Annotated in this window: 8 protein-coding genes; 4 read left to right on the forward strand and 4 right to left on the reverse strand. The window is 71.6% G+C overall.

All coding sequences use genetic code 11. The annotated features are described in order from the left end of the window. Positions 1–309 precede the first annotated feature (309 nt). Complete coding sequence (locus G3I65_RS25520) at positions 310–1506, forward strand: LLM class flavin-dependent oxidoreductase (RefSeq protein ID WP_160698355.1); 1197 nt, start codon at positions 310–312, stop codon at positions 1504–1506. A gap of 11 nt (positions 1507–1517) precedes the next feature. Beyond that, on the forward strand, positions 1518–2849 hold the full coding sequence (locus tag G3I65_RS25525; RefSeq protein WP_160698356.1) for an NtaA/DmoA family FMN-dependent monooxygenase: 1332 nt from the start codon (positions 1518–1520) through the stop codon (positions 2847–2849). Positions 2850–3050: 201 nt separating this feature from the next. Here the strand turns inward: G3I65_RS25525 and G3I65_RS25530 are convergent, their stop codons facing one another. Beyond that, the gene (locus tag G3I65_RS25530; protein ID WP_160698357.1) at positions 3051–3494 is read right to left on the reverse strand and encodes a GNAT family N-acetyltransferase; all 444 of its coding nucleotides are present in this window, start codon (positions 3492–3494) and stop codon (positions 3051–3053) included. Positions 3495–3572: 78 nt separating this feature from the next. Between G3I65_RS25530 and G3I65_RS25535 the strand changes: the two genes are divergently transcribed. After that, positions 3573–4043 (forward strand): winged helix-turn-helix domain-containing protein, encoded by a 471-nt coding sequence (locus G3I65_RS25535; protein ID WP_160698358.1) that lies wholly within the window; start codon positions 3573–3575, stop codon positions 4041–4043. Here G3I65_RS25535 and G3I65_RS25540 read toward each other — a convergent pair. Continuing rightward, positions 4030–5841 (reverse strand): rhamnogalacturonan lyase, encoded by a 1812-nt coding sequence (locus G3I65_RS25540; protein WP_160698359.1) that lies wholly within the window; start codon positions 5839–5841, stop codon positions 4030–4032. The genes G3I65_RS25535 and G3I65_RS25540 overlap by 14 nt on opposite strands. A gap of 27 nt (positions 5842–5868) precedes the next feature. After that, positions 5869–8139 carry a cellulase family glycosylhydrolase gene (locus G3I65_RS25545; RefSeq protein WP_160698360.1) on the reverse strand — a complete coding sequence of 757 codons (2271 nt, stop codon included), beginning with the start codon at positions 8137–8139 and terminating at the stop codon, positions 5869–5871. Between the two features lie 213 nt (positions 8140–8352). Here G3I65_RS25545 and G3I65_RS25550 point away from each other — a divergent pair, with 213 nt between their 5' ends. After that, a complete protein-coding gene (locus tag G3I65_RS25550) occupies positions 8353–11211 on the forward strand; it encodes a beta-galactosidase (RefSeq protein WP_160698361.1) in 2859 nt (952 codons plus the stop codon). Here the strand turns inward: G3I65_RS25550 and G3I65_RS25555 are convergent. Next, positions 11190–11921 carry a hypothetical protein gene (locus tag G3I65_RS25555; protein ID WP_160698362.1) on the reverse strand — a complete coding sequence of 244 codons (732 nt, stop codon included), beginning with the start codon at positions 11919–11921 and terminating at the stop codon, positions 11190–11192. The genes G3I65_RS25550 and G3I65_RS25555 overlap by 22 nt on opposite strands. Between the last annotated feature and the right edge of the window lie 120 nt (positions 11922–12041).

The raw sequence follows: 12041 nt of genomic DNA on the forward strand, positions 1-12041 counted from the left end.
CCGACGGCCAGCGCGGCGCCACCGGCCGCCGTCAGCCGCAGCAGGTCCCGCCGGTTCAGCCCCGGCATCCGCGCCCGCCCGTCCCGCCACTGCGCCACGCGGGTCCGGTCGTAGGCCGTCTCGTCGTTGGTCATGCGGGGCATTGTCGGGATCGGCGGGGACGGCGACCAGGACGTCCACGGAGCGGAACCGGGGCTCCGCGGTTTATTCCCGGTGACCCCGGCCCGTCCCAGCCATTGGCCACTCCGGCCCGCCCCGCGGGAACCGGCGCAAACTGCGGGTACGGGCCGAAGAGAAGGGAACGCCGGGATGACAGGACCACGGATCGCCGTCGCGCTGGATGGGGCCGGGTGGCACCCCGCCGCCTGGCGGGAGCCGGGGGCGCGGCCCGGCGAGCTGCTCACCGCGGGGTACTGGACGGACGTCGTCCGCGAAGCCGAGGCCGGCAAGCTGGACTTCGTCACCCTCGAAGACTCGCTCGCGCTGCAGACCGTGAACTACCTCGACCGGCCGGGCGAGCGGGACGGCATCGTCCAGGGACGGCTCGACGCCGTCCTGATCGCCGCCCGCGTGGCGCCGCTGACCTCGCACATCGGGCTGGTGCCGACCGCCGTCGTCACCCACACCGAGCCGTTCCACCTGTCCAAGGCGATCGCCACGCTCGACTACGTCAGCACCGGCCGCGCGGGAGTCCGCGTGCAGGTGGCCGGGCGGGCCGAGGACAACCGGCACTTCGGGCGCCGCGAGTTCGGCGAGTTCCGGCTCGAGGACTCCGCGGAGCCGGGCCGGCCGAGCCCGCTGCGCGACCTGTTCGACGAGGCCGCGGACTACGTCGAGGTGCTGCGCCGGCTGTGGGACAGCTGGGAGGACGACGCCGAGATCCGCGACGTCGCGACCGGCCGGTTCGTCGACCGCGAGAAGCTGCACTACATCGACTTCGAGGGCCGCTGGTTCTCCGTCAAGGGCCCGTCGATCACGCCGCGGCCGCCGCAGGGGCAGCCGCCGGTCACCGCGCTGGCGCACGCCGCTGTCCCGTACCGGCTCGCCGCCCGCTCGGCCGACATCGTGTACGTGACGCCGTCGCACCGCGCGCAGGCCGCGTCGATCGTCGCCGAGGTGCGCGACGAGCAGGACCTCGCCGGCCGCGGCGCCGAGCCGCTGCACGTCTTCGGCGACGTCGTCGTGTTCCTCGGCGACACCGAGCAGGCGGCCGTGGACCGCAAGGCGCGGCTCGACGAGCTGTCCGGCGAGGAGTACACCTCCGACGCGCACGTCTTCACCGGGACCCCGGCCGGGCTCGCGGACCTCCTGCTCGACTGGCAGGCCGCCGGGCTGTCCGGCTTCCGGCTGCGGCCGGGCGCGGTGCCGCACGACCTGACCGCCATCACCCGCGGCCTCGTGCCGGAGCTGCGGGCGCGCGAGGCCTTCCGCACCGAGTACGAAGCGAACACCCTGCGCGGGCTGCTCGGGTTGTCCCGTCCCGCCAACCGCTACGCCGCCGTCTGAGGAGGACCGAGATGACCCGCAAGCAGATCCACCTCGCGGCGCACTTCCCCGGCGTCAACAACACGACCGTGTGGAGCGACCCGGAGGCGGGCAGCCACATCGAGTTCAGCTCGTTCGTCAAGCTCGCGCAGACCGCCGAGCGCGCGAAGTTCGACTTCTTCTTCCTGGCCGAGGGCCTGCGGCTGCGCGAGCAGAACGGCGAGATCTACGACCTCGACGTCGTCGGCCGCCCGGACACGTTCACGGTGCTGTCCGCGCTGGCGGCGGTCACCGAGCGGCTCGGGCTGGCCGGCACGATCAACTCGACGTTCAACGAGCCGTTCGAGGTGGCCCGCCAGTTCGCGTCGCTGGACCACCTCTCGGCCGGGCGCGCGGCCTGGAACGTCGTGACGTCGTGGGACGCGTTCACCGGCGAGAACTTCCGCCGCGGCGGGTTCCTGCCGCAGGAGCAGCGCTACGAGCGCGCGGAGACGTTCCTGCGCACGGCGTGGGAGCTGTTCGATTCGTGGCGCGGCGACGAGATCGCCGCCGACGCCGCTTCGGGCGTGTTCCTGCGCGACCCGGCGGCGGGCGCGTTCGCCCACCACGACGCGCACTTCGACATCGAAGGCCGGTTCCCGGTGCCGCGCAGCCCCCAGGGCCGCCCGGTGATCATCCAGGCCGGCGATTCGGAGGAGGGCCGCGAGTTCGCCGCGTCGACCGCCGACGCGATCTTCAGCCGCTACGGGACTTTGGAAGCCGGGCAGGCGTTCTACTCCGACGTCAAGGGCAGGCTCGCGAAGTACGGCCGCACCCCGGAGCAGCTGGTGATCCTCCCCGCGGCGACGTTCGTCCTCGGCGACACCGACGCCGACGCCCACGAACGCGCGCACGTCGTCCGGCGGCAGCAGGTCAGCGGGCAGACCGCGATCAAGTTCCTCGAGCAGCTGTGGAACACCGACCTGAGCGCCTACGACCCGGACGGCCCGCTCCCCGAGTCCGACCCGGTCCTCGGCGACCACACGATCGCCCGCGGCCGCGCGAGCGTCCGCATGTACCGCGACCCGCTGGCCACCGCGCGCGAGTGGCGGCAGCTGGCGGAGGCGAAGAACCTGTCGATCCGCGAGCTGATGATCGAGGTGACGGCCCGCCAGACGTTCATCGGCTCACCGGCGACGGTCGCCGACGCGATCGACGAGCTGGTGCAGGCCGACGCGAGCGACGGGTTCATCCTCGTCCCGCACGTGACCCCGGGCGGCTTGGACGAGTTCGCCGACACGGTCGTGCCGCTACTGCAGGAGCGCGGCTCGTTCCGCACGGAGTACGCGGGCACGACCCTGCGCGAGCACCTCGGGCTGGACTGACCCCGCCTCGGCGAACACCGGCCACCGCTTGTCCGGCGGGGGCGGGCGGTCGGCGCGGCAGCCGGAGAGCACGAGGAAAGCGGCGAGCACGAGCGCGGCCGAGCGGATCGTCCTGGGCACGTCCCACACTCCTTTGGCGGATGGAGTACCAGGACTCTAGCCAGGTTCGCGGAGGCCACCCACATCGTGGGAAAGGGACGATCAGCGGCGGTAGCTGTAGCGGATGAGCCCGTCGTTGAACTTGCCCACCTTGTCGTAGAGCGCGCGGGCCGGGGCGTCGGCCAGGGTGTTCCAGTAGAGGCCCGGGAAGCCGCGCTCTTCGGCGTCCCGGGCCACCCAGTCGATCATCGCCGTCGCGACGCCCCGGCGCCGGACGGCCGGGTCCACGAAGAGGTCCGCCAGGTAGCACTTCCCGGCGTACCAGACGCTGGCGTGGCACAGGTAGTGCGCGACGCCGACGATCGCGCCGTCCAGCCGGGCGCCGACGCCGTGGATCCGGTCGTCGTCGAGCAGGCGCCGCCACGTGCGTTCGTAGTCGCCGTCGGCGCGCTCGACCGCGAAGTGGGTGTCCTTGCCGCGGGCCAGCACCTCCCAGCGGGCGCGGTCGGATTCGGTCAGGAAGCTGATCTCCACCACGGAGGCCATCCTGCCCCACGCGGGCAAGTCGTTTCACCAGCCGGGCGCACTACCCCCGCACCCCGATCACCTCGACAATCTGTCCGCATGACGATCTTCCCGGAACGACGAGCCGCCGACGTGGTCCACGTGGGCATCCGGATCGACCTCGTCAGCCGGGCCGCTGATGCCGCCGTGCTCGCCGCGCGGCTCGCCAGTGCGCTCGACGGCGTGGCGAGCGTCGACGTGGTCAGCGCGCGGCGGCACCTGCGGGCGGTGCCGGATGCCGTGCTGCGCATCGAAAGCGGCTCGAGGCGGGCGATCCTGCTGGGCCGCCCGCTCGAGCTGACCCGCCTCGAATTCGACCTGCTGCACCACCTGCGCGCCCACCCGGACCGCGTCTTCACCCGCGGCGCCCTGAAATCCGCGCTCTGGCCGCGCCAGGACGGCAACGACCGCACCGTCGACGTGCACGTCCGCAAGCTGCGGGCGAAGCTCGAGCCGCACCTCGACCCGATCACCACGGTCCGCGGGGTCGGTTACCGCTTCGAAAGCTCGGCTCCCGTCACGCTGGATTGACGCTCGGGTGCGGCGGCTGGTTGTACGCGGTGTTCTGCCACGCCACGGCTTCCCGGTACTGCCGGTCCTGCATCAGCGACACCCGCGAAATGTTCGTCGGGTCCGTCGTCGAATAGATGCGCAGCGCCCGGTTGTCCGACGTCGCCCAGACGACCTCCTCGCGCCAGTCGCCGAACAGGTCCGCCTGCAGTGCCGGGGTGTTCTTCGTGCCGTTGTTCGCGTGCACGCCGGACGCCGTCAGCAGCCGCGTGTCCCCGCCGGTGCCGTACTTGTCGATGTGGGTGCCGTCGAGCAGTTCGCGCTGGGCGTCGCCGTCCCACCAGATCACGAAGTTGGTCGACGACGGCTTGCGCCCGATGTTCTGGCCGCTCGTGTTCAGCAGCCCGGCGACCCCGGACGACCAGGACTCGGCGCCCGGGCTGCCCGCCCAGATGTCGTCCGACACCCCACGCCCGTTGTCGCAGCCGCAGGAGAACTGCCACAGGATCTGCCCGGTCTTCGCGTCGGCCATCCAGGCGCCCGGCTTGGACGTGTCTTCGTCCACTTTGAACTCTTCCAGGCCCGGCCTGCTCGGGATCAGGTCACCGACGTGCATGGCGTCGCCGTGGCCGAGCCGGGTGTTCCACAGTGGACTGCCGTTGTCGTTGATCGCCATCGCGCCGAAGACGATCTCGTCGCGCCCGTCCGCGTCGACGTCGGCGATCGCCAGCTGGTGGTTGCCCTGGCCGGCGTACTGCGAGCCCGCCGAGTTCGAATCGAACTTCCAGCGCTCGGTCAGCGCGCCGTTCCGGAAGTCCCAAGCGGCGATCACCGTGCGCGTGTAGTAGCCGCGGCTCATGATCAGGCTCGGGCGCGAGCCGTCCAGGTACGCCGTGCCGGCCAGGAAGCGGTCGACGCGGTTGCCGTAGCTGTCGCCCCACGACGACACCGTGCCGCGCGGCGGGTCGTAGTTCACCGTGGCCGCCACCGCGCCCGTCTGGCCGTTGAACACCGTCAGGTACTCCGGGCCGGACAGGATGTACCCGCTGGAATTGCGGTAGTCCGCGCTCGCGTTGCCGATGACCTGGCCGGTGCCCGAGCGCGTGCCGTCCGCCGTCTTCATCGCGACTTCGGCCTTGCCGTCACCGTCGTAGTCGAAGACCTGGAACTGCGTGTAGTGCGCGCCCGCGCGGATGTTGCGGCCCAGGTCGATGCGCCACAGGCGCGTGCCGTCCAGCCGGTAGGCGTCGACGTAGACGTTGCCGGTGTAGCCGGACTGCGAATTGTCCTTGGCGTTGCTGGGATCCCACTTCACAACGAACTCGTACTGCCCGTCGCCGTCCAGGTCGCCGACGCTGGCGTCGTTGGCGCTGTAGGTGTAGCTCTCGCCCGACGGCGTCGTGCCGCCGGGCGGGACCTGGATCGGCACGTCGCGGGTGCCCGCCGCGGCCGTGCTGTCGAGCGTCAGCGACTCCTCCGCGGCGAACGCCGACGCCCGCTCGACGCCGCCGACCACCGCGTGCACGGTGTACTTCGCGCCGGCGGGCGCGCCGGCGTCCAGGTACCCGGTCGGCCCGCCGGCGGGGGTCGTGGCCACGCGGGTGCCGTCGCGGTAGACGGCGAACGCGACCCCGGCCGGGTCGCCGGCGAGCAGCCGCCAGCCGACCCGGTTGCCCGCGGCGGTGTGGACGCTCACCACCCCGCGGTTCAGCCGATCTATCTGCGGCGACGCCGCCGCCACCGCCGGTGCCTGGGCGAACCCGGCCGCCAGCAAGCCCACGGCCAGCAGCCGGCTGAGGGCGGATGTGCGCAGGGACATGACCTTCTCCGTCCGAAGTAGACTCGATCAGCCGATCGTGCAAGTGCTCCCGTTCAAGGAAAAGGACGCCGGTGCCGGGTTGCTCCCGGTGTAGGTGCCGTTGAAGCCGATGCCGGTGGCGGCGTTCGGTGCCAGGGTGCCGTTCCAGGCCAGGTTCGTCGCCGTCACCGCGCCGCTGCCGGACTGGGTGAACGTCGCGCCCCAGCCGGGCAGCGTCACCTTCTGGCCCGCGGTGTAGGTGAAGGCCAGTGTCCAGCCGGTGAGGGTGCTCGTGCCGGTGTTCGTGATGGTCACCGAAGCGGTGAACCCGTTGCCACCGCCCCAGCCCGGCGCGGAGTAGGCGACCTTGCACGCGCCGGTGCCGCCGCCCGCGCTCGTCGTCGCCGTCACGGCGCCGGACGCGGCCGAGGTGTTGCCCGCGGCGTCCTTGGCCCGCACCTGGTAGCGGTAGGTGCTCGAAGCGGACAGGCCGCTGTCGGTGAACGTCGTCGTCCCGCTCGAACCGACCACGGCGAAGGTGCCGCCGGACGCGCCGGGCGCGCGGAGGACGTCGTAGCCGGTGACGCCGACGTCGTCGGTCGACGCCGTCCAGCTCAGCGTGACACCGGAGGAGGTCACGCCCGAGACCGCCGGGGTGCCCGGCGTCGTCGGTGCCTGCGTGTCCACGGTGCCGCCGCCGTAGATCGTCGCCTCCTTCGACGTCTGCCGGACACCGTTGGCGCCGTTGAGGAACCGCTCGCCCCACGCGGTCAGGCTCGTGGGGTCGAAGCCGTTGGTCATGTCGAGGTAGGCGACGTCGCTGCCGTTGCCGCTCCACGACCAGCCGAGGTAGCCGAGGCCGCGGGCCTGCGCCTGGGCCATGATGGTGTCCTCGTCCGGGTCACCGTCGCTGTGCATGTTGCCGAATTCGCCGACGACGAGGGGCAGCCCGGCGGTGCGGAAGGCGTCGAAGTAGGCGTTGATCTCGGCCGCGGTGTCGTAGACGCCGTACATGTGGATCGAGAACACCGTGTTGTGCTGCGGATCGGCGCTGAGCACCGAAGCCGCGTTGTCCCGCATGATGTTCTGCCAGTCCTGACCCCACATCGGCGCGTCGGCCATGATCAGGTGCTGCAGCCCGGCACCGCGGAGCCGGGTGATCGCGCTCGACGTCGCGCTCGCCCAGGTGGCGCTGACCTGCTGGTTGTTGCCGAACGGCTCGTTGCCGAGGTTGATGACGACGTAGTTTTCCTGGCCCTTCAACGCGTTCGCGATGCTGATCCAGTAGTCGGCGGCCTGGTCGAGGCTCGCCGCCGCGCTTTCCTCGCCGTACCCGGTGGTGTCGTGCACTTCCAGGACGCAGATCAGCCGGGATTGCTTGCACAGCCCGATGATGTTCGTGACCTCGGCCGCCGAGGTGGGTCCCCACCGCTTGCCGCTGCCGAGCACGACCCGGACGGTGTTGGCCCCGAACGACTTGATGTTCGCGAACGCGCTGTTCTGGCCGGTGTACCAGGCGTACGGGTGGTTGACCCCGCGCATCACGAACGCGGCGCCGTTCGCCTCGGCCACGCGCGTGCCGTCGACGTGCAGCCCGGTCGCGGCCGGCGTGCTCGGGCTCAGCGCCGCGACCAGCGCGGGGTACCACTTGCTCTCCATCTTCGCGATGCCGGTGGTGCCGTTGGGGTGGACGCCGTCGGTGGTGTCGGCCGCGGTGTCGAACCCGGTCCACTGGTCGACCACGGTGATCGGCGACGCGGCCGTGCTGTGCGCGGCGGCCCACCCCGGGATGGCGGCGTTCAGGTCGACCACCCGCTGGGCGCAGGCCGCGCAGTTCGACGGGTTCATCGGGATGATCTTCGCGACGATCAGCTTGGTCGCCGGGTTGCTCGCGCGCATCTGGCCCAGCAGCGTGGTGAAGGCGTCGAGGATCGTGCCCGGCGCGATGCCGTTCCACACGTCGTTGGTGCCCAGGTGCATCAGGACGACGTCCGGGTGCGTCGAGGACAGCCAGCCGGGCAGCTGGTTGTCCCGGGCGATCCCGGTGGCGAGGAAGCCGCCGTGGCCTTCGTTCTCGCCGTCGTAGGTGAACCCGCAGCCCTGCGGCGGCAGCGTGCCGACGAAGTCGACGTCGGTGTGCCCGGTCTCCTGCAGGTGCCGCCACAGCAGGGCCCGCCAGCACCCGGGCGACCCCGTGATGGAGTCACCGAGTGCCATGACCCGCGTCGGCGTGGCCGCGTGGGCCGGCGCGGGGGCCACGACGGCGCAGGCGGCCAGCAGCAGGCCCGCCACGGCCGTGCGGAGAAAACGCCACTTCATACCGACCTCCTGGAGTACCGCTCGACAGGACAGTTCGATCTGGGAGCGCTCCCACGCTAGCACGCAGCTCCGCGTTTGAGGACCGCCGGTTTTCGGAGAAAGCGCTTACTGGGGTATTGGACTGATCGGGTCGCGGAGGTTGACAAGCGCCGGCGCGCGTGGCTTGAATCGGCTCGACCACAGCGGTCGCGAGCTGACCGGAGGCCCCTGACGATGCGCCGTCTGCTCACCGTGTTCCTCGTCCTCGCCACGGCGGCCGGGCTGAGCACCGCGCCCGCCGCCACGGCCGCGCCGAAGCACCGGATCACGTTCGACAGGTATTCGATGCTGCTCGACGGGCGGCGGGAGTTCGTCTGGTCCGGAGAGTTCCACCCGTTCCGGCTGCCCAGCCCGGACCTCTGGCGTGACGTGCTGCAGAAGATGAAGGCGACCGGCTACACCGCCGTGTCGATCTACTTCGACTGGAACTACCACTCCCCCGCGCCGGGCGTGTACGACTTCACCGGCGTCCGGGACATGGACAAGGTGCTCGACCTCGCGCGGGAGACGGGCCTGTACGTGATCGCGCGGCCCGGTCCGTACATCAACGCCGAGGTCACCGGCGGCGGCTTCCCCGGCTGGCTGACCACCCAGGCGGGCACCGCCCGCAGCGACGCGCCGGACTACCTCGCCGCGGCCGACGAGTGGCTGACCGCGATCGACCGCGTCATCGCGCGGCACCAGTACGTCGACGGCCGCGGCTCGGTGATCCTGTACCAGATCGAGAACGAGCTGGCCGCCACCGGCGAGAGCCAGCGCAACTACATCGCCCACCTCTACGACAAGGTGCGCGCGGACGGCATCGCCGTCCCGATCTTCCACAACGACAAGGGCCGCAACGGGATCTGGGTGCCGCCGGACTCCGGCGTGCCCGGTACCGTGCCCGGCAAGGTCGACCTCTACGCGTGGGACACCTACCCCGGTGGCACCTGCCGTCCCGATGCGACACCCGGCTCCCCGAACACCGCACCGGACTGGGGTTTGTACGGCCCGGGCGGGGCGAAGGGCGGCGCGAGCGCGTCCCCGAACACGCCGGGCTTCACCGCCGAGTTCGGCGGCGGCTGGTTCGACTACTGGGGCAGCAACGGCACCTACCCGTGCACGGCCGTCCGCGAGGGACCGGGCTACGAGCGCGTCTTCTACGGCACCAACATCGCGAACGGGCTCACCGTCCAGAACTTCTACATGACCTTCGGCGGCACGTCGTGGGGCTGGCTGCCGGCACCGGTGGTCTACAGCTCCTACGACTACGGCGCGGCCATCGACGAAGCCCGGCAGCTGCGGCCCAAGGCGTACACGATGAAGGAACTGGGTTACTTCCTGCAGGCCGTGCCGCCGATCACCAAGCAGGACAAGGCGGACGCCGTCACGCCGTCGTCGGCCGCGGTGAAGGTGTACCACAACGTCAACCCGGACACGTTGACGCATTTCTACGTGCCGATGCACAATCCGTCGAAGAACACCACGGACGACGTCTTCACCTTCCCGCTGTCCACACCGGACGGTTCCTACACGGTGCCGCAGTCGGGGACGCTCCGGGTGCGCGGCCAGGACGCCAAGCAGCTGGTGGCGAACTTCGAGCTGGCGGGCCAGCACCTGGTCTACTCGACGTCGGAGATCATGACCGCGGCCGGCGGAACGGCGCTGCTGCACGGACGGCCGGGCGAGGACGGCGAGACGACGCTGCGCTACACCAGCGCCCCGAAGGTCGAGGTGCTGGCGGGCGCCGTCACGTCCACTTGGGACGAGGCACGCGGCGACCTGCGGCTGAACTACGTCCACAATGGACTCGCCAGGGTCCGGGTGTCCGGCGCCGACCGGCCACCGGTCACGCTGCTGCTCGCCGACGACGGCACCGCGGACACGTTCTGGCGGCAGGGTCCCGCGTTGGTCCGCGGACCCGCGTTGCTGCGGACGGCCCGCGCCGACGGGAACGTGCTCGCGCTCACCGGAGACACCGCACAGGCCAGTGACCTCGAGGTGTGGGGACCGGGCGCGCGGATCACGTGGAACGGGCGGCCGGTCCCGGCCCGGCGGACGACTTCGTCGAGCCTGCTGGCGACGGTGCAGCTGCCCGGCCCGGACGCGGTGACGCTGCCCGCGCTGACCGGCTGGAAGCAGGCACCCGGCTCACCCGAGGCGGCGGCGGGCTACGACGACACGGCGTGGACCAAAGTGGACAAACCGGCGCTCACCGCGGACGACTACGGCTTCCACACCGGCGACGTCTGGTACCGCGGGCACTTCGGCGGCGCGGTCCCGGAGTCGCTGAGCCTCGGCTACGGCGGAGGCGGCGCCGGGATGCTGCAGGCGTGGCTGGACGGGCACTACCTCGGCCAGCACGTGCTGCCGAGCGCGCTTGCCGCCCCGCCGACGACCGGCACCGCGACCTTCGCCGTACCGGCCGAACTGCGCGGCGACGGCGACCACGTCCTGTCGGTGATGGTGCGGAACAACGGCCACAACGAGGACGGCGGCGTCAACGACGCCCACAAGGAAGGCCGCGGGCTGCTCTCGGCGTCGCTCACCGGGGTCGCGTGGAAGATCCGCGGCGGCGTCCCGGACCCCGTGCGGGGCCCGCTGAACAACGGCGGCCTCGACGGCGAGCTGGCCGGCTGGGCCCTGCCCCGCCACTCCGACGCGGGGTGGGCGGCGGGACAGGTCCCCGCCGCCACGGCCGCGCCCGGGACCACGTGGTACCGCACGGACTTCACCCTCGCCGTGCCGAAGGGGCACGACGCCGCACTGGGCCTGACCATCGGCGACCCGGCGGTCCCGCGCTCGGGCGGCCGCTACCGGGCGCTGATCTTCGTCAACGGGTGGCAGCTCGGGCAGTACGTCGCGGACGTCGGCCCGCAGCACACGTTCGTGCTGCCGGCCGGCGTCCTGGACCCGGACGGCCGCAACACCCTCGCGCTGGCGGTCACCAGCGACGGCGGCCCGGGCAACGGCCTCGAGAACGTGGCACTGACCAATCTGGGCACGGTCCGCGGCGGCGTCCCGGTCCGGGTTCAGGCGCCGGGACCGGAGTAGATCTCCGACGCCGGGGGCGCCTTGACGGTGGTGGGCTTGTTCCAGTCGCCGAACTCGATGGCGCCGCTCTTGGGGTCCTGCATGCGCAGCAGGTAGTGCGGCGCGTCGGCGGCGACCGTGGCGGTGCCCTCCGGGCTGGTGAAGTTCAGCGCCGCGACGCCGCCGAGCGTGGTGGGCTCGCCCCCGGTGAAGGTGGCCGACTTCAGCTCGCCGACGGTGTTGTCGGTGAACGACTTGTAGTCGAGGAACACCTTGAAGGCGTCACCGATGCCGGCGCCGATCTTGGCCGTGGACGGCACCCACTTGCCGCTGAGCTTCTTGCCGACCGAGGCCGGGATGCCGGCTTCCTTGATCAGCGAGTCGGTGAAGCGGAAGTAGTACTTGTCGCCGACGCGCAGGACGGGGATCTCGATGCCGTCCTTGACCACGGTGCCGCTCGCGCTGTCCTGGTTGAGCTGCAGGTCCAGGTTGATGTTGCCCTCGCTCGCCATGGTGCCCTTGACACGCACGGAGGACGCCTGCGCGGCGGCCTCGGCCACGGCGGACCCGACCTTGGCGGCCTCGAGCGCCGGCGCCGCGGCCGAACTGGGCGCGGCGGCGGCCGCGGAGGAGGAGGCGCCAGCGGGTTCGACCGTGCCGGAGGTGCCGGAGCAGGCGGCGAGGACGAGGGAGCCGGCCACAAGGGCGGCGGCGAGGGACAGGCGTCGCATCGGGTAGTCCGTTCATGAGGGCCGGGGCCACCCCCGGACACGAACGAGCTATCGGCCGACCGGGTGATTCGTTACAGCCGGTCGCCATCCACGCGCCCCAATGTGGCCTTCGGTGCGTCA

Source organism: Amycolatopsis sp. SID8362 (assembly GCF_010550475.1).
GTDB classification, from domain to species: domain Bacteria; phylum Actinomycetota; class Actinomycetes; order Mycobacteriales; family Pseudonocardiaceae; genus Amycolatopsis; species Amycolatopsis eburnea.

Bases quoted from the DNA above. Each gene is read 5' to 3' on its own strand.
- G3I65_RS25520 (WP_160698355.1), top strand. From the start codon at position 310: ATGACAGGACCACGGATCGCCGTCGCGCTGGATGGGGCCGGGTGGCAC.
- G3I65_RS25525 (WP_160698356.1), top strand. From the start codon at position 1,518: ATGACCCGCAAGCAGATCCACCTCGCGGCGCACTTCCCCGGCGTCAAC.
- G3I65_RS25530 (WP_160698357.1), bottom strand. From the start codon at position 3,494: ATGGCCTCCGTGGTGGAGATCAGCTTCCTGACCGAATCCGACCGCGCC.
- G3I65_RS25535 (WP_160698358.1), top strand. From the start codon at position 3,573: ATGACGATCTTCCCGGAACGACGAGCCGCCGACGTGGTCCACGTGGGC.
- G3I65_RS25540 (WP_160698359.1), bottom strand. From the start codon at position 5,841: ATGTCCCTGCGCACATCCGCCCTCAGCCGGCTGCTGGCCGTGGGCTTG.
- G3I65_RS25545 (WP_160698360.1), bottom strand. From the start codon at position 8,139: ATGAAGTGGCGTTTTCTCCGCACGGCCGTGGCGGGCCTGCTGCTGGCC.
- G3I65_RS25550 (WP_160698361.1), top strand. From the start codon at position 8,353: ATGCGCCGTCTGCTCACCGTGTTCCTCGTCCTCGCCACGGCGGCCGGG.
- G3I65_RS25555 (WP_160698362.1), bottom strand. From the start codon at position 11,921: ATGCGACGCCTGTCCCTCGCCGCCGCCCTTGTGGCCGGCTCCCTCGTC.